Annotated in this window: 25 protein-coding genes, 1 pseudogene and 1 riboswitch; of the genes and pseudogenes, 21 read left to right on the top strand and 5 right to left on the bottom strand. The window is 66.3% G+C overall.

Annotation, left to right across the window (positions count from 1 at the left end; all coding sequences use genetic code 11):
- Positions 1–5 precede the first annotated feature (5 nt).
- The 10 genes from PSR88_RS03005 (at position 6) to PSR88_RS02960 (ending at position 12,107) form a co-directional block, all read left to right on the top strand.
- Positions 6–980, top strand: coding sequence for an ABC transporter permease (locus tag PSR88_RS03005; protein WP_016880850.1), 975 nt, complete (start codon positions 6–8; stop codon positions 978–980).
- Positions 977–1,873, top strand: coding sequence for an ABC transporter permease (locus PSR88_RS03000; RefSeq protein ID WP_016880851.1), 897 nt, complete (start codon positions 977–979; stop codon positions 1,871–1,873). Before PSR88_RS03005 ends, PSR88_RS03000 begins: the two co-directional genes overlap by 4 nt.
- Entirely contained in the window at positions 1,870–3,519 is a 1,650-nt protein-coding gene (locus PSR88_RS02995) for a dipeptide ABC transporter ATP-binding protein (protein ID WP_016880852.1), read from the top strand. Before PSR88_RS03000 ends, PSR88_RS02995 begins: the two co-directional genes overlap by 4 nt.
- A gap of 114 nt (positions 3,520–3,633) precedes the next feature.
- Positions 3,634–4,539 (top strand): LysR family transcriptional regulator, encoded by a 906-nt coding sequence (locus PSR88_RS02990; protein ID WP_016880853.1) that lies wholly within the window; start codon positions 3,634–3,636, stop codon positions 4,537–4,539.
- 179 nt (positions 4,540–4,718) lie between these two features.
- Complete coding sequence (locus tag PSR88_RS02985; protein WP_051004114.1) at positions 4,719–6,113, top strand: NtaA/DmoA family FMN-dependent monooxygenase; 1,395 nt, start codon at positions 4,719–4,721, stop codon at positions 6,111–6,113.
- Position 6,114: 1 nt separating this feature from the next.
- Positions 6,115–7,305: an acyl-CoA dehydrogenase family protein gene (locus PSR88_RS02980; protein ID WP_016880855.1), complete on the top strand. Its 1,191-nt coding sequence runs from the start codon at positions 6,115–6,117 to the stop codon at positions 7,303–7,305.
- On the top strand, positions 7,302–8,654 hold the full coding sequence (locus PSR88_RS02975) for an LLM class flavin-dependent oxidoreductase (protein ID WP_016880856.1): 1,353 nt from the start codon (positions 7,302–7,304) through the stop codon (positions 8,652–8,654). The genes PSR88_RS02980 and PSR88_RS02975 overlap by 4 nt, the downstream gene beginning before the upstream one ends.
- Entirely contained in the window at positions 8,654–9,982 is a 1,329-nt protein-coding gene (locus tag PSR88_RS02970) for an NtaA/DmoA family FMN-dependent monooxygenase (RefSeq protein ID WP_020476747.1), read from the top strand. Before PSR88_RS02975 ends, PSR88_RS02970 begins: the two co-directional genes overlap by 1 nt.
- 32 nt (positions 9,983–10,014) lie before the next feature.
- Complete coding sequence (locus tag PSR88_RS02965) at positions 10,015–11,067, top strand: aldo/keto reductase (RefSeq protein WP_016880858.1); 1,053 nt, start codon at positions 10,015–10,017, stop codon at positions 11,065–11,067.
- The gene (locus PSR88_RS02960; protein WP_016880859.1) at positions 11,067–12,107 is read left to right on the top strand and encodes an aldo/keto reductase; all 1,041 of its coding nucleotides are present in this window, start codon (positions 11,067–11,069) and stop codon (positions 12,105–12,107) included. The genes PSR88_RS02965 and PSR88_RS02960 overlap by 1 nt, the downstream gene beginning before the upstream one ends.
- A 275-nt stretch (positions 12,108–12,382) precedes the next feature.
- Here the strand turns inward: PSR88_RS02960 and PSR88_RS02955 are convergent, their stop codons facing one another.
- Positions 12,383–12,646, bottom strand: coding sequence for a WhiB family transcriptional regulator (locus PSR88_RS02955; RefSeq protein ID WP_272942749.1), 264 nt, complete (start codon positions 12,644–12,646; stop codon positions 12,383–12,385).
- A 229-nt stretch (positions 12,647–12,875) separates the two neighbouring features.
- Here PSR88_RS02955 and PSR88_RS02950 point away from each other — a divergent pair, with 229 nt between their 5' ends.
- From PSR88_RS02950 to PSR88_RS02930, 5 genes are all read left to right on the top strand, one after another.
- Positions 12,876–14,294 (top strand): PLP-dependent cysteine synthase family protein, encoded by a 1,419-nt coding sequence (locus tag PSR88_RS02950; RefSeq protein WP_016880860.1) that lies wholly within the window; start codon positions 12,876–12,878, stop codon positions 14,292–14,294.
- The gene (locus tag PSR88_RS02945) at positions 14,281–14,511 is read left to right on the top strand and encodes a hypothetical protein (protein WP_237723892.1); all 231 of its coding nucleotides are present in this window, start codon (positions 14,281–14,283) and stop codon (positions 14,509–14,511) included. Before PSR88_RS02950 ends, PSR88_RS02945 begins: the two co-directional genes overlap by 14 nt.
- Positions 14,490–15,131, top strand: coding sequence for an MFS transporter (locus PSR88_RS02940; protein WP_342338899.1), 642 nt, complete (start codon positions 14,490–14,492; stop codon positions 15,129–15,131). The genes PSR88_RS02945 and PSR88_RS02940 overlap by 22 nt, the downstream gene beginning before the upstream one ends.
- A complete protein-coding gene (locus tag PSR88_RS02935) occupies positions 15,113–15,736 on the top strand; it encodes a hypothetical protein (protein WP_237723885.1) in 624 nt (207 codons plus the stop codon). Before PSR88_RS02940 ends, PSR88_RS02935 begins: the two co-directional genes overlap by 19 nt.
- 270 nt (positions 15,737–16,006) lie before the next feature.
- Positions 16,007–17,560, top strand: coding sequence for a catalase (locus PSR88_RS02930; protein WP_016880861.1), 1,554 nt, complete (start codon positions 16,007–16,009; stop codon positions 17,558–17,560).
- 85 nt (positions 17,561–17,645) lie between these two features.
- Here the strand turns inward: PSR88_RS02930 and PSR88_RS02925 are convergent, their stop codons facing one another.
- Together PSR88_RS02925 and PSR88_RS02920 are read right to left on the bottom strand one after the other, a co-directional pair.
- Positions 17,646–18,149 (bottom strand): GNAT family N-acetyltransferase, encoded by a 504-nt coding sequence (locus PSR88_RS02925; RefSeq protein ID WP_016880862.1) that lies wholly within the window; start codon positions 18,147–18,149, stop codon positions 17,646–17,648.
- A 143-nt stretch (positions 18,150–18,292) separates the two neighbouring features.
- A pseudogene (locus PSR88_RS02920) lies at positions 18,293–18,844 on the bottom strand (TSUP family transporter).
- A gap of 254 nt (positions 18,845–19,098) precedes the next feature.
- Positions 19,099–19,191, bottom strand: a riboswitch (SAM riboswitch).
- Positions 19,192–19,478: 287 nt separating this feature from the next.
- On the opposite strand from PSR88_RS02920, the gene PSR88_RS02915 reads away from it, so the two are divergent.
- Both PSR88_RS02915 and PSR88_RS02910 read left to right on the top strand, forming a co-directional pair.
- Entirely contained in the window at positions 19,479–20,588 is a 1,110-nt protein-coding gene (locus tag PSR88_RS02915) for an acyl-CoA dehydrogenase family protein (RefSeq protein ID WP_016880865.1), read from the top strand.
- A 29-nt stretch (positions 20,589–20,617) separates the two neighbouring features.
- Positions 20,618–21,682: an LLM class flavin-dependent oxidoreductase gene (locus PSR88_RS02910; RefSeq protein WP_011593849.1), complete on the top strand. Its 1,065-nt coding sequence runs from the start codon at positions 20,618–20,620 to the stop codon at positions 21,680–21,682.
- A gap of 95 nt (positions 21,683–21,777) precedes the next feature.
- On the opposite strand, the gene PSR88_RS02905 is transcribed toward PSR88_RS02910, so the two are convergent.
- Positions 21,778–22,809 (bottom strand): aldo/keto reductase, encoded by a 1,032-nt coding sequence (locus tag PSR88_RS02905; protein WP_016880866.1) that lies wholly within the window; start codon positions 22,807–22,809, stop codon positions 21,778–21,780.
- A 329-nt stretch (positions 22,810–23,138) separates the two neighbouring features.
- On the opposite strand from PSR88_RS02905, the gene PSR88_RS02900 reads away from it, so the two are divergent.
- From PSR88_RS02900 to PSR88_RS02890, 3 genes are all read left to right on the top strand, one after another.
- A complete protein-coding gene (locus PSR88_RS02900; RefSeq protein ID WP_237723886.1) occupies positions 23,139–23,420 on the top strand; it encodes a methyltransferase in 282 nt (93 codons plus the stop codon).
- Positions 23,417–23,752: a hypothetical protein gene (locus PSR88_RS02895; protein ID WP_237723888.1), complete on the top strand. Its 336-nt coding sequence runs from the start codon at positions 23,417–23,419 to the stop codon at positions 23,750–23,752. The genes PSR88_RS02900 and PSR88_RS02895 overlap by 4 nt, the downstream gene beginning before the upstream one ends.
- Before the next feature lie 227 nt (positions 23,753–23,979).
- Positions 23,980–24,183 (top strand): cold-shock protein, encoded by a 204-nt coding sequence (locus tag PSR88_RS02890; RefSeq protein WP_005242781.1) that lies wholly within the window; start codon positions 23,980–23,982, stop codon positions 24,181–24,183.
- Positions 24,184–24,307: 124 nt separating this feature from the next.
- On the opposite strand, the gene PSR88_RS02885 is transcribed toward PSR88_RS02890, so the two are convergent.
- Positions 24,308–25,651, bottom strand: a complete 1,344-nt coding sequence (locus PSR88_RS02885) for an NAD-dependent succinate-semialdehyde dehydrogenase (RefSeq protein WP_016880868.1) — start codon at positions 25,649–25,651, stop codon at positions 24,308–24,310.
- Positions 25,652–26,184: 533 nt separating this feature from the next.
- Between PSR88_RS02885 and PSR88_RS02880 the strand changes: the two genes are divergently transcribed.
- Positions 26,185–26,343: a hypothetical protein gene (locus PSR88_RS02880; protein ID WP_016880869.1), complete on the top strand. Its 159-nt coding sequence runs from the start codon at positions 26,185–26,187 to the stop codon at positions 26,341–26,343.
- Positions 26,344–26,399: the final 56 nt, after the last annotated feature.

Genomic DNA, 26,399 nt, shown 5'->3' with positions numbered 1-26,399 from the left:
CTGGGATGGGACGATACATCGCGTCGCGGATCGGCCAGGCGTTCCTCGTGCTGTGGGCCGCATACACCGCGTCGTTCGTGCTCCTCGCGGTTTTGCCGAGTGATCCGATCAGCATCCGGATCAGCGCGCCCGACAGCGGGCTGACCCCCGAGGACGGGGAACGGTTGCGCGAGTACTACGGGCTGGATCAGCCGATCGTCACGCAATACCTGCATCGCCTCGTCGGGGTGCTGCGCGGCGATTTCGGCTACTCGCTCACCCGGGGGACCGAGGTCCGCACACTGATTGCCGAGGCGCTGCCGTCGACGATCCAGCTCACCGCGTTCAGCCTGCTGGCGGGACTCCTGATCGCGGGCGCGCTCGGCGTCGCCGCATCGTACAGCCGCTTCGGATGGTTGCGGGGCCTGCTGTTGTCCGTTCCGCCGCTCTTCGCCTCCGTTCCGACATTCCTGATCGGCATCCTGTTCCTGCAGGTGTTCTCGTTCGAACTCGGTTGGCTTCCCGCGGTCGGTGACGGCAGCGCGAGTGCACTGGTCGCTCCCGTTCTCACCCTCGGGATCGCCGTGTCCGCTCCGCTCGCCCAGGTATTGATCCGTACCCTCGACAGCATCAAACGCGAGCAGTTCGTGCAGGTGGTCTTCGCGAAAGGCGCCGACGACGGGTATGCATTCCGTCATCATGTGCTGCGGAATTCGATACTGCCGTGGCTGACCCTGCTGGGGCTGACCATCGGCGAGCTGATCGCCGGGTCTCTCGTCACCGAGACCGTCTATTCCCGGGACGGCATCGGCAGACTCACGCAGAGTTCGGTTCAAGCACAGGACCTTCCGGTGATTCAGGCGGTGGTGCTGTTGGCCGCGTCGGTCTACGTCGTCGTCAATCTGGTGATCGATCTTCTGTATCCACTCGTCGATCCGCGGATCCGGCTCACCGGAGGTCGTGGCCGGATCCGCGCACACAAGGTCAAGGAGGCGGCATGACCGCGGTCGAACAACTCGACGTTTCCCTGCGTCCGAGCGAGAACGAGTCGCCGGGCGGCACCGAGTCGCCGTGGCGGCCGCCGGCATCTCGGCGCAGGAGGCCACGGTGGGACGTCACCATCGCCGCCGTGGTGATCGGGGTGGTGCTGGCCTGGGCGTTGTTCCCGTCGTGGTTCACCTCGGTCGACCCCACGGCCGCGACACCGTCGCTGAAGCTGCGGGGGCCGTCGCTCGAGCATCTGTTCGGCACGGACTACCTGGGCCGGGACATGTTCAGCCGCGTCATCTTCGGTGCCCGGCACTCGTTGACAGGATCGTTCATCGCGGTGGCCGTCGGTCTGGTTCTCGGATCGCTCACGGGACTGCTCGCCGGCGCCTTCGGCGGACTCGTCGACACCGTGCTGATGCGGGTGGTCGACGTACTGCTCGCCGTGCCCAGCTTCCTGCTCGCGGTGACGATCGTCGTCGTCCTCGGATTCGGCACCGTGAACGCGGCTCTCGCCGTGGGGCTCGCATCGAGCGCGACGTTCGCGAGGCTGGTCCGTACCGAGGTGCTCACCGTGCGTTCGAGCCTCTACGTCGAGGCGGCGATCAGCGCGGGCAGCAGGTTCGGCGCGATACTGTGGCGCCACATCCTGCCCAACTCGACCGGCACGGTGCTGTCGCTCGCGGCGTTGCAGTTCGGGACGGCGATCCTGGCGATCGCGTCGCTCGGTTTCCTCGGCTTCGGCGCGCAGCCACCGAGTTCGGAATGGGGTCTCCTCGTCTCGGAGGGGCGAAACTACATCGCCTCACGCTACTGGCTGACCCTGTTCCCGGGCCTCGCGATCGTGGCCGTCGTGCTCGCGACCAACCGAATCAGCCACTACCTGGGAGAAAGGCGCCGTCCGTGAGCGAGGTCGTGACAGAGGATCGGATCCCCGTCCTGGATGTGCGGAAACTGCGGGTCGGGTACCGCACAGCGTCGGGAACCGTCCCCGTGGTGGCTGGCGTCGACCTCACACTCGGCGCGGGACAGGTGCTGGCGCTCGTCGGCGAATCCGGCTCCGGAAAGACGACGATCGGTCAGTCCATCCTCGGATTGCTACCCGCAAACGGCGACGTGCTGGCGGGGGAGATCCGGCACGACGGCGAGAATCTCGTCGAGGCAGGCACCGACCGGATGCGGGCATTGCGGGGTTCCCGGATCAGCCTGATCCCGCAGGACCCCACGGTGTCGCTCAACCCGATCAAGCGGATCGGCCCGCAGATCGAGGACGTCCTGAAGTTGCACACCGACGAGAACCGTGCGACGCGGCGAGATCACGTCCACCGACTGCTCGAGCAGGTGGGATTCACCGACGTCGCGCGTCGGTACCGGCAGTACCCGCACGAGTTGTCGGGGGGAATGCGGCAGCGTGTGCTGATCGCCATCGCCATCGCGGGCGACCCCGATCTGATCGTGGCGGACGAACCGACGTCGGGTCTCGATGTCACCGTACAGAAGCGGATCCTCGACCTACTCGACGAATTGCGCGACCGCACAGGCACGTCGATGGTCCTCATCACCCACGATCTGGGTGTCGCCGCCGATCGGTCCGATCGCATCGCGGTCATGCGTGCCGGTGAGATCGTCGAGCAAGGCGAGACGCGATCGGTGATCGCAGACCCGGCGCACGACTACTCACGGCATCTGCTGCGCAGCGCTCCCACCCTCGGCCGGAGAACACGCGCCGAGCCGCCGACCGTGCAGGACGCCGAGACCCCGGTCGTGCTGTCGGCGCGGCATCTGACCAAGCAGTTCACCGTGCCCGGCGCGAGGGCCGCGGTGAACGCCGTCGACGACGTCTCGTTCGATGTGCGGCGGGGACGCACGCTGTCGATCGTGGGGGAGTCCGGGTCGGGCAAGTCGACCACTGCCCGGATGCTCGTACGGCTCACCGAGCCGACGAGTGGATCGATCGAGATCCTCGGAACCGACGTGACCGCACTGTCGCGCAGGCAGTTCCGGCGGCACCGCCGGGACATCCAGATCGTGTACCAGAACCCGTATGCCGCATTCGACCCGCGATTCGATCTCTTCTCGATCATCGAAGAGCCCCTGCGGGCACATGGTAGCACCACGCGCCCGGAGCGGACAGCACGCGTGCGGCGGGCGCTCGACGAGGTGGCGCTGCCCGCCGCCTACCTGGAACGGAAACCGAGCGAACTGTCCGGGGGTCAACGTCAGCGCGTCGCGATCGCGAGGGCATTGGTGTTGGAACCGAAGATTGTCGTGCTGGACGAGCCGGTCTCGGCGCTGGACGTGTCGGTGCAGGATCAGATTCTGGTCCTGCTCGATCGTCTGCAGCGCGAACTCGACCTCAGCTACGTGTTCATCTCGCACGACCTTGCCGTCGTGCGTGCGATCAGTGACGACGTCGCGGTGATGAACCACGGGAAGATCGTGGAATACGGAGCCGCCGAGCAGGTCTTCACCGACCCCGCGACCGACTACACGGCCGAACTCCTCGCGGCCATTCCCGGTCGGGGACTCGGCGCCCGCAACAAAACAGACTGAACAGAATCGTCATGATCGCAAACCTGTGCTGAACGGTCGCGGTTGGGCAGCATGGTGATACGGCCGAACGGAGATCACCCGCGCGACCGGCCGATCTACCCACGAGGACCTCCTGTGTATGACATTCGACGGTTGATTCTGCTCCGTGACCTCGCCGAGCACACGACGATGACGGCTGTGTCCGAACTCCACGGGATCACCACGTCCGCGGTATCCCAGCAGCTGAGGATCCTCGAGGACGAGGTCGGGGCGGTGTTGACGCGCAGGGAGGGACGCGTGCTGCGTCTGACCCACGCGGGCCGGGTGCTGGTCGATCACACCTCGAGAGTGGTTGCCGCACTGGAGGAGGCGGAAAGCGCGGTCGCGGCGACGGGGGAATCGGTCACCGGCGTCCTCACTTTGGCAACGTTCCAGACTGCGCTGACCCGGCTCGCGCTGCCGGTGGCCGCGCGGCTGGGTCGTGAGCACCGCGGACTGCGGGTGCGGCTGATCGACGCGATGCCGGTCCACTCGGTGCCGGCGGTCCGGCAGCAGGAAGTTGATCTGGCGATCACCTATACCTACTCGTTCCGGGCCCGGGACCTTCCCGCCGGTCTGGACTCGGAGTTCCTGTTCGACGACCCACTCGTGCTGCTGGCTCCGACTCCGTTGCGGGAGAAGGCCAGGCAGCACGGGCTCGGCGCGGTCGCGGACGTGGATTGGATCGCCGCCTCCGACGGGGCGCCCTCCATCGTGTCGGTGATGTTCGCGTGCCGTCAGGCCGGATTCACCCCGCGGATCGAACATCGGTGCGGCAGCTTCACGGGGATGGCAGAAATGGTCGAAGCAGGGTTCGGGGTAGCGGTGATCCCGGAGATGGCGGTCTCGGAAACCCATCGGCACCTCATTGCCTGCCCGGTTGCCAACGGTGCGCGGCAGATCGGCGTCACCTACCGCCAGGCGTCGATCGAGCGTCCGGCGGTGGCCGCGGCCATCCGGGCACTGCGCATGGTGGCGGCACCACTACAACTCGCGTCCTGAACCCTCTCTGGCTCATCGATGCCGCGTTGAGGAATTCTTAACGATCCTCGTAGCACCACTGGCTTGTTCGCGTCACGGGCGCCCTCGATACTGAAGTACGACAGGGCATCCCAGGGGGTGCCGTGGTCGACGGCCGGTCTGCACACCCGACCTTCCCGCCCTCGTTCGGATTGGTGACAATGAGTCCGCAACTGCACCTGAATATTTCACTTCTCACGCCCGGACACTTTCGAGGTTCCTGGCGGGTGGAAGGCAACCACCCCGGCGACTTCGTCGATCCGGCGCATTTCCGGCGTCTCATCCGCATCGCCGAGCGGGGACGCCTCGACGCCGTCTTCGTCGGTGACAGCCCCGCGCTGTCGGCGGACATCGATCATGCCCCCGGTCTCGGTCTCGACCCGGTGGTGATGCTGGCCGATGCGGCCGCGGGCACCGAACACATCGGGGTGATCGCGACGGGATCATCCACCTACAACGACCCCTACAACCTGGCCCGGCGGTACCTGTCGCTCGACCATCTCACGGGTGGCCGCACCGGCTGGAACGTCGTCACCACCCAGCATCCGGCCGCCTCCGCCAACTTCGGGTATCCGGATCCACCGGAGAAGGACGAGAGGTATCGCAGGGCAGACGAATTCGTCGAGGTCGTGACCAAACTCTGGGACGGGTGGGAGGCCGACGCCGTCATCGGCGACACCGAAAGCGGCCGGTTCGTCGACCCGGACCGGATCCGTCCGGCCGAACATCGTGGTCCGCGCCTGTCGGTCGCGGGAGCGTTGCCGCTCCCACGCTCACCGCAGGGCAGACCGCTCATCGTGCAGGCAGGCGCCTCGGAAGGCGGACTTACGTTGGCGGGAAAGTACGCGGATCTCGTGTTCTCGGCAGCGCAGACCATCGACGTCGCGAGGAACCTCAGGACGGACATCCGCGGCAGAGCGGCGGCAAGCGGGCGTGATCCCGACCGGGTCAAGGTGTCGACCGGTCTCATCACTGTCGTCGGGGGCACCGAATCCGAGGCGAGACGGCGCGAGGAGGAACTGCGCGAGACGATTCCGCTCGAGCCGGTGTTGCGGCAGCTCGCGGGTCAACTCGGTCTCGACCCCGACAACCTTCACCTCGACACGATGATCCGTGCCGATGATCTTCCCGGTGCCTCGTCTTCCCGGCCTCGTTCGGCCGGGTTCTTCGCGAGCACCCGTGCCCTGCTCGCCGACGAACCTCTCACCGCCCGGCAGCTGATCCACAGGTTCGCGGGTGGGGCCGGGCACCAACTGGCCGTCGGGACGGGCGAGCAGATCGCGGACCGTATCGAGGCATGGTTCCGGAGCGGCGCCACCGATGGCTTCACGATCATGCCGGGGGAGGTGGGCACCGGTCTCGAAGCTTTCGTCGACCAGGTGGTGCCGCATCTGGTGGCACGCGGACTCTTCCGCTCCGAGTACGCCCACAGCACCCTGCGCGGCAATCTCGGCCTCGAGGTGGCCGAGACCGGGGCGCCCGCCGCAAGCACGGCCAGTCGAGGTACCGGCCACCGGTCCGGCACATCCGTCGCCGGACCAGGAAGGAACGTTTGACATGACTGTCGGATTGACCGAACCCCGAAGCGCTGCGCTGGGACTCGACGAGAACCGATTCCGGGAGGTCCTCGCATTCATCGCCTCCCGCGGTGAATACCACGACCTCACCGGCGAATTCCCCTTCGACGCGTTCGCCGCGCTTCGGCGGATCGGAGCCCAGTCGTTGACGGTGCCCGCGGAGTTCGGTGGGGGAGGAGCCGGACTTGCCGAGGCCGTCGAGGTGATCGAACGCGTCGGAGCCGTGGACCCGTCGGTGGGACTGATCCTGCAGTGGAACTACACCAACCATCTGACGCTGCAGCGGCCCGACAACACCTGGCCCGACGACTTGAAGGCGGCGGTGTTCCGGACAGCCGTCACCGAGGGTGCCCTCATCAACGGTCTCGCGGTAGAACGCGAACTCGGCAGCCTGTCCCGCGGCGGCGTCCCCGCCACCACCGCCACCCGCCTGCCCGACGGAAGCTGGCGCATCGACGGAGAGAAAGCCTACGGAACAGGCATCTCCGGACTGCACTGGTTCACCGTCACCGCCACCACCACGGACCCCGAGCCGCGGGTGGCCACGTTCCTCTTCGACCGCGAGGCCACGGGATGGCGGGTCAAGCAGACCTGGGACCCCCTCGGATTGCGCGCATCGGACACACAGACCGTGATCTTCGACAATGCCCGTATTCCGCACTCCCGGCTGGTGGATCTGCGTGACCCCAAAGACGGGACCGCCAAGGTCCGTGGCGCAGGCAGACAGGCACTGCCCCTACTCCTGGCCGCCAACTACAACGGGGTGTCGATCGCCACGAGGGACTGGCTGGTCCGATATCTCCACACGCGCGTCCCCACCGCGCTGGGCGCCCCGCTCGCCACGGTTCCGCGTTTCCACGACCGCGTAGGCGAAATCGAAGCACAACTGCAGACCAGCCGGGCACTGCTCCGCCACGCGGTGGCGGAAGTGGAGTCCGATAGCGCCTTGCCCGGATTGGCGAAGCACGTGGCCACGACGACGGCGATCCGGATCACCGAGTCGGCTCTCGACCTCACTGGCAACCCCGGACTGTCCCGCAGCAACCCACTCGAACGGCATCACCGCAACGCCATGGTGGGCCGGATTCATTTCCCGCAGAGCGACTTCGTCGTCACCAACCTCGGGAAGTCGGCCATTGCCGCCGGCGCACCGCTCGAGGAGGAGCAGTGAACAGGCAGGTCCACCTCAACGTCAACATTCTCAACTCCGGCGTCTTCGGCGGATCCTGGAGGTTTCCCGGAACCGATCCGCTCGCCGCCTTCGGGCTCGACCACTACATCGGCATCGCCCGGAAAGCGGAGGCGGCCAGGCTCGACGCGATCTTCCTCGCCGACGGTCCGGCGATCCGGGAAGATCTGCGGTACCGGCCGTTCAACAGTCTGGAACCGTCCGTCGTGCTGGCCGCGGTGGCTGCTGCGACGAGTGCGATCGGACTGATCGGCACGCTGTCGTCCACCTACAACGATCCGTACGACGTCGCACGGCGATTCGCCACCCTCGACCAGCTCAGTGGCGGCCGGTCCGGCTGGAACGTGGTGACCACGGCCGGGAAGGAATCAGCACGCAATTTCGGATTCGACGACGAACCCGACCACGCCGATCGCTATGCCCGGGCTGCCGAGTTCGTGGAGGTGGTGCGGAAACTCTGGAACAGCTGGGAGCCGGACGCCCTGGTGGGCGACAAATCGACGTGGCGATTCGCCGACCCCGACAAGATCCACAGCACCGACCACCACGGACCTCACTTCGACGTCGCCGGGCCGCTGAACGTTCCACGCTCTCCGCAAGGGGAGCCGGTGGTGGTGCAGGCCGGTGCATCGACGGACGGGCGGGCACTCGCCGCCCGCGTCGGCGAGGTCATCTTCACGGCCGCGCAGACGGAGCAGGAAGCGGCAGAGTACTACCGAGACGTCAAGGCCCACGCGGTGGGATACGGGCGCAGCGCCGAGGGCGTCGTCGTCCTGCCCGGTCTGTCGACCGTGATCGGCAGCACCGAGGCGGAGGCACATCGCCGCCGCGAACTGCTCGCCGAACTCGTGCCGCCAGAATATGCGCTCACCCGATTGGCCGGTCAACTCGGGGTTCCCGAGGAAGCACTGGTGCTCGACGGGCCCTTGCCCTGGCACCTTCTGGCAGACGCGGACGAGGCAGGCGGATCGCAGACGTTCTACAAGATCGCTGTCGGACTGGCGCAGCGGGAAGATCTGACCGTGCGGCAGCTGCTGCGCCGACTCGGCGGTGGCGCCGGGCACCGGATCGTCACCGGCACCCCGGAGCAGATCGCCGACGCGATCCTGGACTGGGTGGACAAGGGCATCGCCGACGGGTTCAACCTGATGCCCGACGTGTTGCCCAGCGGGTTCGACGATTTCGTCGACTACGTCGTTCCGATCCTGCAACGCCGCGGCCGGTTCCGCACCGAGTACGAGTCGACGACGCTGCGCGGACACCTCGGCCTCGCCGTCCCGGCACACACCGTGCCCGGCCGCGGCGATGCGACCGATCGGGTGGTGGCATGATGACCGGCGGCGACCGCACCATGCACTTCCTCGTCAACGTCGGCAGCGCCGGATACCACCCCGCCGCGTGGCTCGACCCCGCGCTGACCCCGGACGCCTTCATCCGGCTCGAGCACTACCAGCGGGTCGCCGCCGTGGCCGAACGAGGACTGCTCGACGGATTGCTGTTCCCGGACATCCCGGTTCAGCAGCCGAGCATCGCCCGCGGACCCGCGGCCACGCTGGACCCGGTCCTGCTCACGAGCGCCCTGGCAGTGTCGACGGAACGTGTCGGACTGATCCCGACCGCCACGTCCACGCTGAATCTGCCGTACAACCTGGCCCGCAGAATTCTCTCGCTCGACCATGTGAGCGGCGGCCGGGCCGGCTGGAACGTGGTAACGACGTTCGAGCCGAACGCCGCCCGCAACTTCGGCATCGAACATCTACCCGAACGTGACGAACGCTACCGTCGTGCCGGCGAGTACGTCGAACTCACCAAGAAGCTCTGGGACAGTTGGGAAGACGACGCCCTGATCGGCGACCAGGTGTCGGCACGATTCGCCGACCCCGGCAAGGTGCACGCGGCGCAGCACCGGGGTGAGTTCTTCACCGTGGCCGGGCCCCTGAACGTCACCCGTTCCCCGCAAGGTCGACCAGTACTGGTGCAGGCGGGTTCGTCCGCTCAGGGCCAAGCCTTCGCGGCGTCCCACGCGGAGGCGATCTATGCCACCCAGTTCGGGCTCGAGCCGGCACGGCAGTTCGCCGGGCAGATCCGGGCCGCCGCGGCCGCAGAAGGCCGCGACCCCGCACAGATCCGGATCCTGCCTGGTCTCGTCCCCGTCATCGCCGGCACCACCGCGGAGGCTTCCGCAAAGTTCGATACATTGCAGTCCCGCGTGCACCCGGACAGCGCACCGGTCCGTGCGCTCGTCCGGTGGCTGGGCTACCCGGACGAGCAACTCGACCTCGACGCACCTCTCCCCGAGCGGCTCCTGACGTTGCCGGAGAACCGGATCGGACCGCAGGGATTCTTCGCGTCCCTGACGCGGTACGCGGCCGACACCGGGCACACCGTCCGGCAGCTCCTGTCGGAGTTCCTCGGCGGGCACCGCGTGGTGATCGGCACTCCGGAGCAGGTGGCCGATCACATCGAGACGTGGTGGCGGTCGGGCGCCGTGGACGGGTTCACCGTCATCCCGGCCGTTCTGCCCTCGTATCTGGAAGATTTCGTCGACCATGTCGTCCCGATCCTCCGATCCCGCAGAATCTTCCGTGCCGACTACCCCGGCCGGACGCTCCGAAGCCACCTCGGTCTCCGTGAGCCGATCAATTCGTTTGCCCGCTGACGATTGCGACGACAGAAAGCAGAAACCAGATCATGACGTACCGCCACCTCGGACGGACCGGTGTGCAGGTCAGCCCCCTCACACTCGGCGCGATGAACTTCGGATCCTGGGCGAACACCGACCACGACGACGCCGCCCGGATCATCCACCGCGCGCTGGATGCCGGAATCAACGTCGTCGACACCGCCGATGTGTACTCGCAGGGGGAGAACGAGGAGATCGTCGGCAAGGCGCTGAAAGGCCGCCGAGACGACGTGATCCTCGCCAGCAAGTTCCACGGCCAGATCGGTTCCGACCCCAACCATCGCGGCAACTCGCGGCGCTGGATCTTCACGGCGATCGAGGACAGCCTCCGACGTCTGCAGACCGATCATCTCGACCTGTACCAGATTCACCGGCCCGACCCCGGAACCGACTTCGACGAGACCCTCGGCGCGTTGAACGACCTGGTGCGGCAGGGCAAGATCCGCTACTTCGGCACCACCACGTTCGAGCCGCACCAACTGGTCGAAGCGCAGTGGGCCGCCGACCGGCGCCACCTGCAGCGCCCGGTCACCGAACAACCGCCGTACTCGATCCTTGCCCGGGCCGCCGAACGCGCCACGCTGCCGATCGCCCAGAAGCACGGGCTGGGCGTGCTCACCTGGAGCCCCCTGGCCGGCGGTTGGCTGTCGGGCCGCTACCGCGCCGGCGAGACCGAGACCGTCGAGTCCAGCCGGCTGACCCGTCAGCCGCACCGCCACGACCCCGCCCTGATCGCCAACCAGCGCAAGCGGGCGGCAGCCGAGGAACTTCTCAAGCTCGCGGACGACGCCGGGCTGTCGCTGATCCACCTCTCGCTCGCTTTCGTCCTCCAGCATCCCGCCGTCAGCACCGTCATCATCGGACCACGCACCCTCGAGCACCTGGAAAGTCAACTCGGCGCCGTCGACGCGCGGCTCAGCAGCGCCATCCTGGATCGCATCGACGACATAGTCGCGCCCGGAGTCACGATCAGCCCGGCCGACGAGGGCTACCGCCCCCCATCGCTCACCGACGCGGCAACTCGTCGCCGCGCCACAATCGCAGGAAATGACGATCACTGATGGCACTGCAGGACTTCCGCGTGTTCGGACGCACGGGTGTGAAGGTCAGCCCGCTGACGCTGGGCACGATGAACTTCGGGGCACGCGGCAAGACCACGCACGAGGACGGGATCCGGGTGATCCACCGGGCACTGGACGCGGGCATCAACGTGGTCGACACGGCCGACACCTATTCGCGCGGTGAATCCGAGGAGATCGTCGGTAAGGCGTTGAAAGGCCACCGGAACGACGTGATTCTGGCGAGCAAATTCCACAACGCCGTCGATGACAACCCGCAGCATCGCGGTAACTCGCGCCGGTGGATCACCGAGGCTGTGGAGGGCAGTCTGCGGCGTCTCGGCACCGACCACCTGGATCTGTACCAGGTCCACCGGCCCGAATCGCAGACCGAGATCGGCGAAACCGTCGCAGCGCTCGACGACCTGGTTCGTGTCGGCAAGATCCGCTACTACGGGACCTCCGTGTTCTCGCCGGCGGAATTGGTCGAGGCCCAAGGGGTGGCCGATGCACGGAACCTGCAACGCTCGTCGAGCGAGCAGGTGCCGTACTCGCTGCTGATCCGCGGCATCGAACGAGAAACCCTGCCGATCGCCCGCAAGTACGGGCTCGGCGTGATCACCTACGGTCCGCTCGCGGCGGGCTGGCTCAGCGGAAAGTACCGGATCGGGGCGCTGCAGCCCGAGTCGTTCCGCGCGGAACTCATCAAGGGCCGCTTCGACATCGATTCACCCTCCAACGCCGAGAAGCTCGCGGCCACGGATGCACTTGCCGTGCTGGCCGAAGAGTTGGGTCTCAGCCTGATCCAGCTGTCGCTGGCGTTCGTGTTGTCACACCCCGATGTCACGTCCGCAATCGTCGGACCACGAACTATCGAACACCTGGACACCTACCTGGACGCGGTCGATGTGCGGTTGTCCGACGACGTGTTGGACAAGATCGACGAGATCGTCCCGCCGGGAACCGTGTTCACCGAGCGCGACACCGGCAAGATTCCCGAGGCACTTGCCCGCCCGGAGCTGCGACGGAGCCCAGCCGCGTGACCGGAATGTCCTAGCTTCGCGATCGAACGGAGACCCCGCCAACTCGTCTCGAGGAGACGACGTTGACGGGGCCATCCACCACGTCGGCGTTCTCACCCCTCTTCTCGAACACCGCACGCAACCGCAGTCTCTCCCATGACTGCGGCGATATGAACGTACCTTTCCGCCCAGGGACGCACACGAAATCTACTCGCCGCGAATATAACTCGGCAGCCGATCCGGTGAGGACGCTCGGGCCGAGCCGCTCGTGTCAGAATGCCGGCGCGGGCATTCGTTCACCGGCCGAGTCGTGCCAGCCGTTCGCCCGGTGTCGTCGCACCCCAGACGCCGTGCTGTTGCCCGGTGTGGAGGGCATACTCGAGGCATTCCTCCACGACCGCGCAGCCGCGGCAGAACTCCTTGGCGAGATCTTCCCGCTCGGAGCGAGCGTTCCTGCGTTCGGCGTCCGCCGGGAAGAAGATCTCCGCGTCCGCTTCATGGCAACGCGCAGACAATCGCCACTGCCACAACTCGGTGTCGTGAGGTTGCAGTGTCGTCACCGGTGTCGACATCTTTCGACTACCCCCTTCGCTCTCGGTCGCCCCGAATTACAGCCCATTCGGCAACACACGAGAAGAATTCGAATCTCCAGGATTTCGGGGTGAACTCGCTGCGCCGTTCGTGGTGAGCCACTGAAGATCTGATCGGCGTGACGCGAATCCTGTTGTTCGACGACTGCTCTTGCGATGCTGACCGAGTGACACCCGGGCGGCCTCGAAAGGCAGACGCATGACCATCCTCGATCCCCCTACAGTCGACGCTGCGAGCCTCGGAGTCTACGACTCGATCACCGACGCCATCGGCAACACACCCCTCGTCCGGTTGAACCGGGTAACCGGAAGCATCTCCGCGACGGTGTATGCCAAGCTCGAGTTCCTCAACCCCGGCGGAAGTGTGAAGGATCGCGCCGCCCTGGCCATGATCCACGCGGCCGAGGAATCCGGGGAACTCCTGCCCGGAGGCACCGTCGTGGAGGGCACGTCGGGCAATACCGGGGTCGGGCTGACATTGGTCGCCGCCGCTCGGGGATACCGTTCCGTAGTCGTGGTCCCCGACAAGACGAGCGTCGAGAAGATCGCATTGCTGCGGGGGCACGGGGCGCAGGTGCATGTGACACCGGGCGGCAGGCCCAGCCACCATCCCGAGTTCGTACGCAACGTGGCCACTCGTCTCGCGGCGGAGATCCCCGGCGGCTGGCTCGCCGGCCAGTACGACAACCCGGCCAATCCCGACGCGCACCGCACCACGACCGGACCGGAGATCTGGCGTCAGACCCGGGGCCGAGTCACTCATTTCGTCGCCGGTGTCGGAACCGGTGGGACCATCACGGGGACAGGGGAGTTCCTGACGAAGATCTCCGGCGGGGCCGTAAAGATCATCGGCGCGGACCCCGAGACCTCCGTCTACGGCGGGGGAGACGGACGGGCCTGGTACATCGAATCCGTGGGGCATTTCCTGCACCCGCAGACCGAGCACGACGAGTGGCCGGATTCGTATCACCCGGACGTCGTCGACCGACTCGAGCGGATCCCGGACATCGAGGCGCTGACGGTGCTGCACCGCCTCGCCCGGGAGGAAGGACTCCTCGTCGGAGGTTCCGCCGGTATCGCGGTGGCCGCAGCCCTGAGGGTCGCGCGGACCCTCGGTCCGGACGACGTCGTGGTCGTGATCGTCCCGGACTCGGGCCGGGCCTACCTGTCGAAGTACTTCGACAACGAGTGGCTGGGACGGCTGGGCTTCCCGCTCTACCACGCAGCGACCGGACCCGTTGTCGGTGACGCACTGGGCGGCCGGGGAATCGCACCCCGGGCAGTGCCGTCCACCGCGACGGTCGCGGAGGCGCGTGAGTTGCTCGCGGACACCCCGGCCCTACCCGTCGTGCTGGCGCGCCCGGTCACCGGTCCGGTCGTGGTCGCCGAGATCCAGGGGACCGTCAGTGCCGCGGCGCTGTCAGACGCTCCGGATGACGACCCGATCGGCGTGCACGTCGATCAGCCGTTGCCCGTCGTGGGGATCACCGAAGAGCTGTCGGTGGCGGTGCGACGAATCGCGGGGCATCGAGGGCCGGTCGTCGTGTCCGAGGAGGGGCGGGCCGTGGCGTTGGTCGACGCCGACGTCGTCCGGACCTCCACGGATGAGAATCGGTAGGCCGATCCTGACCGACCTCGACACAGCTGGGGAACGCGCCGACGTCCGACCGGCGCCGCACGACACGGCGGGATGGCGGGAGGTGCTCGTCTGCGCCGCAGCCGGGTTCACCACACTCCTCGACTCCGCGGTGCTGGGAATCGGCTTGCCGGCAATCGGTCGTCCCTCGATGCGGGGACGGCGGACGTCCAGTGGATTCTGGCGAGTTACTCGCTGACTTTCGGTCTCGCGCTCGTCCCGGCGGGACGGATGGGTGATCTGATCGGCCGCAGGCGGTTGTTCCTCGCGGGGTTGAGTCTGTTCGCCGTGATGGGCCTGCTCGGTGCCCTTGCCGCGGAGCCGTGGACGGTCGTTGCGGGCCGCCTCGGCCAGGGCGTGGGCGCAGGAGTCGTCAGCTCCCAGGTTCTCGGCATCATCTCCGACCGCTACTCCGGAACGCGTCGGGCCAAGGCGCTTGCGGCGTATGGAACGGCGGGAGGGCTCGCCGGTCTCATCGGTCCGATCCTCAGCGGTGCGCTCCTCGGAGTCGGGGGTCTTGAGTGGGGATGGCGGCTGTTGCTCGTGCTGAACGTGCCGTTCGCGGTCGTCACCGTGGTGCTCGGTGCGCTGTTCCTGCGCCGGGACAGCCGCTCCCGGTCGGGGGCGACAGTCGACGTCGTCGGTCTCGGGCTGCTCGCCGCGGCGACGGCGCTTCTCTTGTTGCCCACGGTGTCGCACGTCGGGGCGACGCGCCGGTGCTGTCAGTCTCGGGCTCCGTTCTCGCCCTGGGATGTTTCCGGTGGTGGGAGCGGCGACACGCGAGTCGGGGCGGCACCCCGGTGCTGTTGCCCGCACTGATGCGGGCACGTGGGTACACCCTGGGGACAGCGGTGGCGCTGTTCTGGTTCGGCGCGATCCTGGCGATGAACGCCGTGATGAGCCTCTACCTGATCGAGGGACTCGGCGTCCCCGCGCTGCACGCGGCCGTGGTGATGTCGGGGAGTTCGCTGATGATGGCTGTGACGTCGGCATTCGGCTGGCGGGTGGTCGCTCGGTTCGGCCGCGCTGCGGTGGTGGGTGCGATCGTCGCGGAACTCTTCGTGGTCGCCGGATACGTCGTCGCGGCCAATGTGGTGCCGCGGACGTCGGTGCTTGCGGTGGTCGCCGCCCTCGCAGTCGTGTCCGGGGTCGCGAGCGGGTTCGTCGACGCCCCCAACCGTGCGATGACGCTGGAGTACGCGCCGCCCTGTGTGAGTGGCGTGGCGGTGGGACTCCTGCAGTTGTCGCAGCGGCTGTCGGCCACCGTCAGCCTCGCCGCGGTGCCCGGCCTGTATCTCGCGATCCTCTCCGCGGACGCCGGGAACTATGGCCGCGCGATGGCGGCGGGGCTTGCAGTGTGCACCGGAATGCTGGTGTTGTCGTTGGCATGTGCCGTCGGGGACGGCCGGAGGAGACGAGAATGAAACTTCCGTGGTGCCCGGCTCGATCACCAGGGAGAACACGGCTCAGCTCGTGCGCTGAAGGTGCGCCGCGTTCCCTCTACAAAAATTCACCTCCAGCATAAGTCTTGAACCAGTCCAGGAAGGGAGGACGCTGAGGGTGTGGCCGCACGTGGGATCCCCTGGCAGGGTCGCAGCTGTCGGCCGACAGCACCGCGGCGCCGACCCAAGGCCCACTCTTTTCCGTTACAGCCCAACGGAAATCACCATCACTCACCTCTGGAGGCATCGACGATGACTGATCCACATTCGAACGGCAACGGCACGACGATTCCGCCCACCACTACCAACGCCGGCATCCCTGTCGCGAGCGACAACGAGTCCCTCACCGCGGGCCCACAGGGCCCGATCCTGCTCCACGACCACTACCTGATCGAGAAACTCGCCCAGTTCAACCGTGAACGGGTCCCGGAGCGGGTCGTCCACGCGAAGGGCGGGGGCGCGTTCGGCGAACTCGAGATCACGCACGACATCTCCCGATACACCAAGGCCGACTTCCTGCAGCCCGGCAAGAAGACCGAGGTCCTGGCGCGGTTCTCGACCGTCGCAGGTGAGCAGGGCAGTCCCGACACCTGGCGTGACCCGCGCGGGTTCGCGTTGAAGTTCTACACCGAACAGGGAAACCACGACCTCGTCGGGAACAACACCCCGGTCTTCTTCATCAAGGATCCCAGCAAGTTCCCCGACTTCATCCGTTCCCAGAAGCGGCGTCCCGACTCGGGCCTGCGCGACAATCACCAGCAGTGGGATTACTGGACGCTCCGCCCTGAATCGGCACACCAGGTCACCTGGCTGCTGGGTGATCGGGGAATCCCGAAGACATGGCGACACCAGGACGGATTCGGTTCGCACACCTACCAGTTCGTGAACGCCGAGGGCACGCGGTCGTGGGTGAAGTTTCACTTCAAAACGAACCAGGGAATCGAATTCCTCACCCAGGAGGAAGCCGACGTGCTTGCCGGCTCCGATCCCGACCACCACCGGGCCGACCTCTTCCGCGCGATCGAGGACGGCGACTTCCCGAGTTGGACCCTGAAGGTTCAGATCCTGTCCGAGGAGGACGCGGAGGGGTACCGGTTCAATCCGTTCGATCTGACGAAGGTGTGGTCGCAGAAGGACTACCCGCTCATCGAGGTCGGCAAGCTCACCCTCAACCGCAACCCGGAGAACTTCCACGCGCAGATTGAGCAGGCCTCCTTCGAACCGTCGAATCTGGTTCCGGGAATCGGGGCGAGCCCCGACAAGGTGCTGCTGAGCCGCATCTTCTCGTACGCCGACGCACACCGGTACCGGATCGGGTCCAACTACGCGCAGTTGCCGGTGAACAGGCCGAAGTCTCCGGTGCACTCCTACTCGTACAAGGACGGGGCGTCGCAGATCCTGTGGAACGACCCCGAGATCCCCGTGTACGCCCCGAATTCGTACGGCGGGCCGGCGGCCGACCCGTTGCGTGCGGACAACGACGAGGGCGCATGGGAGTTCGACGGCCGCGCGGTCCGCGCCGGGTACCTCCAGCACGCGGAGGACAGCGACTGGGCACAGCCCGGGACACTGGTGCGAGAGGTCCTCGATGACGCCGCGCGCGACCGGTTGGTCTCGAACATCGTCGGCCATGTGTCGAACGGCGTCCGCGAGCCGGTGCTGAGCCGCGTGTACGAGTACTGGACGAACGTCGATGCCGGTCTCGGCAGACGGGTCCGTGAGGGTGTGGAGGCGGCGCACGGGCAGGCTGTGGACACGACGGCACTCGACCCCGCTGCGGCCTCGAGCACCACTGCGTCTGTCTGACCCGCAGGTCGTCGGCCGTCCCTGGATGCGGGGACGGCCGACGAACGCCGCCGTGTCTCCGGCGGCGGATTTTCGTTCGGCAGGTCTACCCGAATACCTTCTCGAAGCAGTTCGAGAAGGGCAATGCCTCGTATGGGGAGAAGATCGGAATCCTCGAGTAGCCACTCTTCTCATACAGCCTGACCGCGTCGGGTTGCCGGTCGCCGGTCTGGAGAATCAACCGGGGGCGCTTCGCGTCTCGTGCCGCATCCTCGACCGCGCTCAGCAGCGCGGTCGATACCCCGGTTCCACGATGCTCCTTGACGACGAACACCCGCTTCACCTCGAGGTCGTCGCCGTTCCAGCGCAAAGCGGCATGGCCCACGGCACGTGGCTCGGCAGACTCGATTTCCCTGACGTAGACCAGGATGGTGGCGTGCACCGATTCTGGATCCACGGCATTGGTGGCGGCACGGACGGCGTCCGACACTCGGTCGGAATATCTGGGACCGACCTCTGCCGCCATTGCCGCCCGCAGTGTCACCGCGTCGGGATCGGACCACTGGGCTGTGCGGACGACGAACTTGGTGCTCGTCGCGCTTTCGGTCATGACAGTTCTCCATACACGTAAATTCGATGAATCACAGTGTCATGGTGACGATGTGTCAGTCGACAGTTGAAATCACCGGAACCTCAATGCCATCCGGTGATCGAAACTCTTCCGTTCGGAGTGTGGGTGGGCTAGCGGTCCACTTACGGGAGTGCTGGTTCCGGGCCGGAGGCGGCCTGTGCCACTGCGCTGATTGCATCGGCGGATTCGCGTTCGCGGTCGCGGAGGTATTCGCGCAGGGAGTACAGGAATGCACCGATCCAGGCGGCGATGATCACCGTGTAGATCGCCCTCGATGCGAACGCCGGCAGGTCGATCCGTTCACTGCGGATAAGGCTGCGGGCGTTGGTGAGTACGATGATGCCGCCGACGGATGCGCCCACCAGTCGAGGTGGTATGTGGCGAACGAGCCAGGCTGCCAGTGGGGCAGCGAGCACGCCGCCGAGCAGGATTGCCGCGACCCACCCTGCGTCCCTGGGCTGAACAGGAACCCGAGGCTTGCTGCGACGGCGATGACGACCTCGCTCGTGTCGATCGATCCGATCACTTTCCGTGGTTCCAGGCAAGCGGTCGCCGGGTTGGTGCCGATGGCGATTAGCAGGGTGGTGGTGGTGACCCCGTAGGCCATTTCCGAGACTGCCGTCGACGAGTTGGGCGGCGAAGCCGACAAGTGCAATGGGAACGATGGTTTTCATGCCTACTTCGAGACGGCGATCGAATGCAGCTCCGACATGCGAAAACTATAGAGTCCAGGGGCAACCGATGAGCCGAGTTGGAATCTGCCTGATCGAACTACTTGCATTTCGGCACGGTGAGGGATCTGCACGAAAGTGCCAGTGATACCACAGGATCCGGAAGGGTTCGGTCACACGACGAACCGAGGGGTCGGTCTCGCGGGGATACCGAGGTTCTTTCGCAGGGGTTGTGCCGACGACCCTCATCAGTGTTCCCTCCATCGTTCCCGGCGGAAGCACCCTCACCTGCCTTCAGGGGGTTGCTGCGACGTCGTCGAGCCGGGTCTCTCGGTCGCTCTGGATGGTCGCCCGTGAGCCTACGGTTCGTGGCCTGTTCGAGCACCCCTTTTCATCAGCCCGATCGAAAACTCCGCCTGCACTGGATGTTTCCGATCTGGACGAATTAATGTCCGATCGAGTCGCACTGTCCCACGTCAGGTCCTGTTTCCCGTCGTGGAGGACGCAAGCGGTGAACGACCGGCGGTGACAACCGGCGTTAGTCTCTCGATGTCCGGATGCTGATCATCGTCACCCCGGCGGGTGGTGGGCATCCTGTGCGCATCTCCCATGGGCCGAAATGCAGGGAAGGGACGACATGACAGCGGCGAACATGGCCGTCAGTCCGGCCGAGGCTGTGACCGCCGCCGACCGCCACCCCTTCGTCGCTCACGTGCGGGAGTACGCCGAACAAGTGCTGCGCCCCGAAGCGCTGTCGACCGACCGCGACGGGGTCAGCGGCAAACGTATCGACGAGCTCGCCGCGCTGGGGCTCCTCAACCATCAAGCCCCACGGGAATACGGCGGCCTCGACATCGACCGCAACACCGACCGCCGCCTGCACGAGATCATCGCGGGCGCCTGCTTCAACACGTGGCTGGTCTGGGCGCAGCACGCACCGCTGGCAGGGCGCATCGTCGAATCCAGGAAACGAGGCGAACCGGTCCCGGAGCTCGCCGAGCGCATTCTGCGTGGCGAGCTTCTGCTCGGCGCCGGAGTCAGCGATGTCCGGAGGTTTCCCGACCACTACATCGCGGCCGGAAAGTCCAGCGGCGGCTGGATCTTCAACGGCACCATCTCCTGGGTCAGTGGGTGGGGGCTCAACTCGGCGCTGTCTGTCGCCGCGGTCGAGAAGCACACCGAGACCGTCGTCACCGCGCTCGTGCCGGTGACCGACCGCACGCGCAGTGCCGGCCCGCTCCCACTCGGCGCCGTCGCCGGCAGCCGGACCGCACGGGTCGAGCTCGACGACGTGTTCGTTCCCGACGAGCACGTACTCTCTGCCCATTCGCTGGAGACAGCAGTTTTCAACGACATCGGTACGGCCAGCGACGCACGGGGTCACCACTTCGGTCTCGCAGAGACGGTCCTTCGGGAGTTGGAGCAGGCGGGACAGCCGCTCGCCCAGGACGTGGCGGCGACGTGGCGGCCGCGCATCGCGCGGATTCGGAGCACGGCGTACGAGCTGTCCGATGAAGCCACCGCTGCGGGAGGCGGTCCGTACCGGCTCTCCGAACGCCTCGCGACCAAGGTCGCCAGTGGAGAGGCCCTGGCCACGATCACCCGTGCACTGCTGATAGCGCGGGCCGGCCGGGGGCTGAGCGGTGGCGACACGGCGCAACTCCATGCGCGGTCGGCGCTCTTCGTTCTGGTCCAAGGACAAACCACCGACGTTCGCCGAGCTCAGCTCGCCGAACTCGCCCGCTGATCACCGCCATCGAACAGGAATCACATACCATGAGTCTCGAATTCCTCTGGTACATACCGAATCAGGTCACCCCGGGACACCGCGGCGACGCCGTCACGGTTGACCACAACAGCCTGGATACCCTCACGACGCAGGCGAAGGCCCTCGAGGAACACGGCTGGAAGGGGGCCTTGATCGGCACCGGTTGGGGTCGGCCGGACACCCTCACCGTCGCCGCCGCCCTTGCGGCCAGGACGGCGACGTTCGAGCCGCTCATCGCGATCCGGCCCGGCTACTGGCGACCGGCTCACTTCGCTTCCGCAGTCGCTACTCTCGATCATCTGACCGGTGGCCGGGTTCGGATCAACATCGTGTCCGGGAAGGACAACCTCGGAGCGTACGGCGAACACGAGAGCGACCAGGCGCACCGTTATGCCCGCACGAAGGAGTTCCTCCAGCTCGTCCGCAAGCTGTGGACCGAGGAGAACGTCACCTACCGGGGTGAGCACTTCCAGGTCACCGATTCCACGGTGCTGCCCCGGATCTCGCCGCGCGAAGATCGACCGCACCCGAAGCTCTACTTCGGTGGCGCGTCCGAAGCCGCCGAGCGTGTTGCGGCGACCGAGGCCGACGTTCAGCTGTTCTGGGGTGAGCCGCTCGCGGGTGTGCAGGAGCGGATCGAGCGGTTGCGCTCACTGAGTCAGGAACTCGGCCGCGAGCATGCGCCGCTCGAGTTCGGCCTGCGGATCACCACCTTCGTCCGGGACACGACCGAGCAGGCCTGGGCCGAGGCAGAGGCGAAGGTCGCGGAGATGGCGAAGAATCAGGGTGCGCCTCCACAGAACCCGCATCGCCAGACCGCCGTGGGACAGCAGCGACTCCTCGACCTGGCAACCCGTGGCGACGTACTCGACGACAACCTGTACACCGCACCCGGGAAGGTCGGTGGCGGCGGCGCCGGCACTACCTGGCTCGTCGGCTCCCCGGAGGACGTCGCGAAGTCGCTGCGCAAGTACCAGGATCTCGGCATCACCCACTTCGTGCTCTCCGACACCCCGTATCTGCCGGAGATCGAGCGCCAGGGCAACCAACTGCTGCCGTTACTGCGCGAATGAGCCGGGGGAGCCCTACTTGCGCTTCCCCGCAACAGCTTTGCGCAAACAGAGACAGTCACCCGCCCGCGCTGTCGGCGCGAGCGGGTGAGTGGTTGTCAGAGCCTGAGTCCGGTTCCGTGCACCCCGTGCTCCTCGATAAGCGCGAGTTCTTCGTCGGTGAGCGGCGGGAAGTTCAGGGCCGCGATGTTGTGGTCGAGCTGCTCGGTCGAACTCGCTCCGATCAGCGCCGAGGTGACCTCCTGCCGCCGCAGCACCCACTGCAGTGCCAGCTGTGCGAGTGACTGGCCACGAGCCTCGGCAATCTTGTTGAGCTCGGCCGTGCGCTGCCGGTAGGTCTCGTCGATCACATCCGGCGTCAAGAACGCGCTGTTCTGTGCTCGTGCGCGCTCGGGAATCGTCTCCAGGTACTTGTCCGTCAGCAGACCCTGCGCCAGGGGTGAATACACGATCAGCCCGAATCCGTCCTGCCGGGCGGTGTCCAGCAAGCCGTTCTGTTCGGGACGACGGTCGTAGATCGAGTAACGCGCCTGGTGGATGAGCAGCGGAACGCCGGCCTGGCGTAGCAGTTCGGCGGCTTCGTGTGTGCGATCGGGTAGGTAGTTGGAAATGCCGACGTAGAGCGCCTTGCCCTGCTCCACCGCGCTGACCAGAGCCCCGACGGATTCCTCCAGTGGCGTGCTGAGGTCGGGGCTGTGGTGGTAGAAGATGTCGACGTAGTCGGTGCCGAGGTCGCGCAGACTTTGGTCGAGCGAGGTCAGGATCGACTTGCGCGAGCCGCCTTTGAGATACGGGCTCGGACCGATCGGGTTGCCTGCCTTGGTCGACAGGATGAGTTCGTCCCGATAAGGCGCGAGGTCCTTGGCGAGCACGGCGCCGAAGTTCTTCTGGGCTGCGCGATGCGGTGGGCCGTAGCGGTCGGCGTTGTCGAAGTGGGTAATGCCCAGGTCGAACGCGTGGAGGATGATCTCCCGCTGAGTCGCAAATGCGTAGTCGCTACCGAACTTCTGCCACAGGCCGAACGAGAAGGCGGGCAGATCGAGTCCGGAGTTTCCGGTTCGGTGGTACGGGACCTTCTCGTAGCGGTCTTCGGCCGCGGCGTAGGTGAGATCGAGGGGGCTGTCGGTCATCGGTGTCGTCTCTTCCGTTCTGTTCGGTTGTTGTCGCGGGCCGGTCACAGACTGGCGCGCGGTGTCGCCCGGTGCCGGAGAGACGGCGCAACATCGAGTCTGCTCCATACCAACACTGTCACCGGACGGCGATGGAAAGTGAATCGTTGAGATCGTGCAGATTCTCTGAAAAGACTGTCGAGCCGGCACCACATGCGCGACGAGACACAGCAGAAGCGGGGCAGAGTGCGGATCGTTTGACCCGATCTCGAATCGATCCGATCGATAATGTGGACAACGGCCCGAGGTCCCGCCCATCGTCGAGAAGTTCGAATCACCATCTTGGGGCTGTGGGCGATGACACCTGGGCCGGTGTGGCCGACCAATTTGCCGATGAGGCGTATGCCTCGGTGAAGGGACGCGTGCGCATCTATGTGCTGCACCAGCAGCTGTTGGAGCATTTGCCGGCGCCCCCAGCGACAGTGCTCGACGTCGGCGGCGGCGCGGGCAATCAATCGTTTCCGCTGGCCCGAGCCGGTTACGACGTGACGGTGCCCGACCCGTCGTCGGTGATGCTGGACAAGCTCGACAGCGACTCCAGCGACTGCCTGGTGAGACCCAGCGACGGGTGACGCTCGTGGTAGCCGACGGCGAGAACGCCGACGAGGCGGTGAATGGTCAACGGTTCGCCGCCGTGCTGTGTCACGGCGTGCTCGGGTACCTGGAGCAGCCGGAGCCGCTCGTCGACCAGCTGTGCCGGTGCACTGGCGCCGGTGGCGTCGTATCGATCACGACGGGCAACGCGAAGGCGATGGCAGTGCGCCCGGCCCTGGAACAACGGTGGGACGACGCCCTGGCATCGTTTGACACCGGGGGGGAGATCGGGGTGCTGGGAGGCCGACTCGAGCCGACACGGTGGAGGAACTCCGCGAGCTTGTGCGGATCCGCGGCGTGGAGCCGATGAGACTCCTACCGTCAACTCAGCCGCGTCTTTCACCTCGTGGGACGCAAAGGTCCGGGCTGACGGGACACTAGCGCTGGGTGATGGTCCGCTGACCGCGCTCGGTGTATGCAAAAACGTCGACCCGAAGGCGACCGGTTCTTCGCGACTACATCGAGGATGGCAGGATCAGGTCATCGAGATCGGAACCTCGATGTGAGGGTCCGGATCGAGATTTAGGGAGTATGGGCATGGCGCAGGGCATTGTGAAGTGGTTCAACGGTGAGAAGGGCTTCGGTTTCATCGCACCCGACGACGGAACTCCGGACGTCTTCGTGCACTACTCGGAAATCTCGGGCAGCGGGTTCAAGTCGCTCGACGAGAACCAGCGTGTGGAGTTCGAGGTCGGCCAGGGCCAGAAGGGCCCGCAGGCCACGAACGTGCGCTCTGTCTGACCAGCGCAACGTGGGGACCGCATCCGGTGGGTGCGGTCCCCACTTCTGTCGCCGGATGGGTATCCGGTGGGGGCGCCGGTATCGAACTGCACGCCGAGGGCGCTGAAATACTGGAATCGTCGGGTCAGCTGACGCGGATGAGTTTCTTGTTCACGAATTCGTCGATCCCGTATTTGCCGAGTTCGCGACCGAAACCGGAGCGCTTCACGCCGCCGAACGGCAGCTCGACTCCTTCGGCGCCAACGGCATTGACGAACACCATGCCGGCCTCCAGTGAGTCGGCGACGCGGTAGGCCTGATCGGGGTCCGTGGTGAAGACATACGAGCCGAGACCGAACGGAGTGTCGTTCGCCAGCTCGACGGCCTCATCCTCGGAACGCACCTTGTAGATCGTCGCAACCGGCCCGAACAGTTCCTCCCGGTAGGTTCGTGAATCCCGCGACACATTCGTCAGCACGGCGGGTGGGAAGAAGGCACCCTGGCGTTCACCCTCCGACACCAGCGTGGCGCCCTCGGCGATCGCCTGCTGCACCTGCTCGGACAGCCGGTCGGCGGCGGCGACCGACGACAGCGGCGCGAGTCCGTCTGCGGTGGCGAGCACCTCCGCGGTGAATCTGCTGACGAAGTCGTCGTAGAGGTCCTCGGCGATGATGAATCGCTTCGCGGCGTTGCACGCCTGCCCGGTGTTCTCGAAACGACCTTCTATTGCCGCTTTTACGGTGGCGTCGAGGTCATCGGAACTGAGCACGATGAACGGATCGGAACCCCCGAGTTCCAGCACCACCTTCTTGAGGTTGCGGCCGGCGATCTCGGCGACCGCTGCGCCCGCACGCTCGGACCCGGTCAATGACACGCCCTGGACCCGCGGGTCGGCGATCGCGTCGGCGATCTGCTCGTTGGTGGCGTAGACGTTGACGTAGGCGCCCTCCCGATATCCGGCGTCGGTGAAGATCTGGTGCAGTGCCGCCGCCGATTCCGGGCATTGCGGTGCATGTTTGAGCACAATGGTGTTGCCCAGTGCCAGATTCGGACCCGCGAACCGGGCGACCTGGTAGTAGGGGTAGTTCCACGGCATGATGCCGATCAGCACACCGATCGAGTTGCGGCGGATCAGCGCGGTACCGTCGCCCTCGACCAGGTCGATCGGCTCGTCAGCCAGGAACTTCTCGGCGTTGTCGGCGTAGTACTGGTAGATCGCGGCGCTGAAGTCAACTTCCCCCAACGACTGGTCCAGCGGCTTGCCCATCTCCCGCTGGATGATCTTGGCCAGTTCGTCGCGGCGTTCGGTGTGCAACTCGGCGACCTTCCGGAGCAGTTCGGCGCGCTCAACCACCGTCGAGCCGCGCGACCACTCGCGGTGCGCCTTCTCCGCCGCGGACAACGCCGCCTGCATCTGCTCGTCGGTCGCGGTCGGATATTCGCGCACCGTCTTTCCGGTGGCGGGGTCCACAACTGCGTACAGGCTCATGTTCACGTCTCCTCGGAAAGGGTGGGGCATTTCAGTATCGCTTGCGATGGGCGCCCGGGGTGGTGCACACGAGTAGATCGCCCGATCTTCACCTCGAGCGGCCGGCAACAGGCCGTGCGCTCGAGACACGAGGTAGGGCGGCGCCGCCTCAGCAGGTCGCTTATTCGGGGCGCCACGCAGTGAGATCGTTCACTGTTGAGCAGGCGGATGGTATGGGGGTATAGGCTTGGTGAATCGGAATGGTTGTCGCATCGAGCGAGTCGGCTCACGCGTTCCCGATTCGAGAGAATGCCGGCCGATTTGCGGCCGATGCAAGGAGCGTCCATTTGATGACAAGCGCTGCAGGCCCGCACGCCCAGGCGCCGCGCAGATCCGCACCGCGCGACCATCTCCCAGGGTGGGCACCACGCCTGATGGCGAGCCGAATGAGCCGCCCACGACATCATGCGGACGCGACACATTTCGACAATGATCTACCCGGTCGCCATCACCCCAGCCGGCCGCGCCCACATACACCTGAATCAAGGAACAGAATGACCATCGATCACGACAAATCCGAACTCCCACTCTTCTCTGCGCAGCGAACGCTGACCCACAGCACCCCGGAGCCCGTCTCCGACGCGCCGCGCACCGGCGATTCCCCCACGCAAACATCCGCCGAGATCCACCGGTCACTCTTCAGCGACGAGTGAGTAACCGTGCCCGCCATCAGGGCTGGGGGATCGGGCCGGTCGCGACATGGCGGTCA

This window comes from Rhodococcus sp. DK176 (assembly GCF_038447315.2).
Taxonomy (GTDB): domain Bacteria; phylum Actinomycetota; class Actinomycetes; order Mycobacteriales; family Mycobacteriaceae; genus Rhodococcus_F; species Rhodococcus_F jostii_A.
This window is presented reverse-complemented; position numbering and strand designations above follow the sequence as displayed.

Excerpts from the sequence above, each read along its gene's own strand:
- PSR88_RS02930 (WP_016880861.1), top strand. The coding sequence starts at position 16,007 with ATGACTGATCCACATTCGAACGGCAACGGCACGACGATTCCGCCCACC.
- PSR88_RS02880 (WP_016880869.1), top strand. The coding sequence starts at position 26,185 with ATGACCATCGATCACGACAAATCCGAACTCCCACTCTTCTCTGCGCAG.
- PSR88_RS02885 (WP_016880868.1), bottom strand. The coding sequence starts at position 25,651 with ATGAGCCTGTACGCAGTTGTGGACCCCGCCACCGGAAAGACGGTGCGC.
- PSR88_RS02925 (WP_016880862.1), bottom strand. The coding sequence starts at position 18,149 with ATGACCGAAAGCGCGACGAGCACCAAGTTCGTCGTCCGCACAGCCCAG.
- PSR88_RS03005 (WP_016880850.1), top strand. The coding sequence starts at position 6 with ATGGGACGATACATCGCGTCGCGGATCGGCCAGGCGTTCCTCGTGCTG.
- PSR88_RS02945 (WP_237723892.1), top strand. The coding sequence starts at position 14,281 with ATGAGAATCGGTAGGCCGATCCTGACCGACCTCGACACAGCTGGGGAA.
- PSR88_RS02965 (WP_016880858.1), top strand. The coding sequence starts at position 10,015 with ATGACGTACCGCCACCTCGGACGGACCGGTGTGCAGGTCAGCCCCCTC.
- PSR88_RS02950 (WP_016880860.1), top strand. The coding sequence starts at position 12,876 with ATGACCATCCTCGATCCCCCTACAGTCGACGCTGCGAGCCTCGGAGTC.
- PSR88_RS02905 (WP_016880866.1), bottom strand. The coding sequence starts at position 22,809 with ATGACCGACAGCCCCCTCGATCTCACCTACGCCGCGGCCGAAGACCGC.
- PSR88_RS02980 (WP_016880855.1), top strand. The coding sequence starts at position 6,115 with ATGACTGTCGGATTGACCGAACCCCGAAGCGCTGCGCTGGGACTCGAC.
- PSR88_RS02960 (WP_016880859.1), top strand. The coding sequence starts at position 11,067 with ATGGCACTGCAGGACTTCCGCGTGTTCGGACGCACGGGTGTGAAGGTC.
- PSR88_RS02910 (WP_011593849.1), top strand. The coding sequence starts at position 20,618 with ATGAGTCTCGAATTCCTCTGGTACATACCGAATCAGGTCACCCCGGGA.
- PSR88_RS02890 (WP_005242781.1), top strand. The coding sequence starts at position 23,980 with ATGGCGCAGGGCATTGTGAAGTGGTTCAACGGTGAGAAGGGCTTCGGT.
- PSR88_RS02985 (WP_051004114.1), top strand. The coding sequence starts at position 4,719 with ATGAGTCCGCAACTGCACCTGAATATTTCACTTCTCACGCCCGGACAC.
- PSR88_RS03000 (WP_016880851.1), top strand. The coding sequence starts at position 977 with ATGACCGCGGTCGAACAACTCGACGTTTCCCTGCGTCCGAGCGAGAAC.
- PSR88_RS02970 (WP_020476747.1), top strand. The coding sequence starts at position 8,654 with ATGACCGGCGGCGACCGCACCATGCACTTCCTCGTCAACGTCGGCAGC.
- PSR88_RS02915 (WP_016880865.1), top strand. The coding sequence starts at position 19,479 with ATGACAGCGGCGAACATGGCCGTCAGTCCGGCCGAGGCTGTGACCGCC.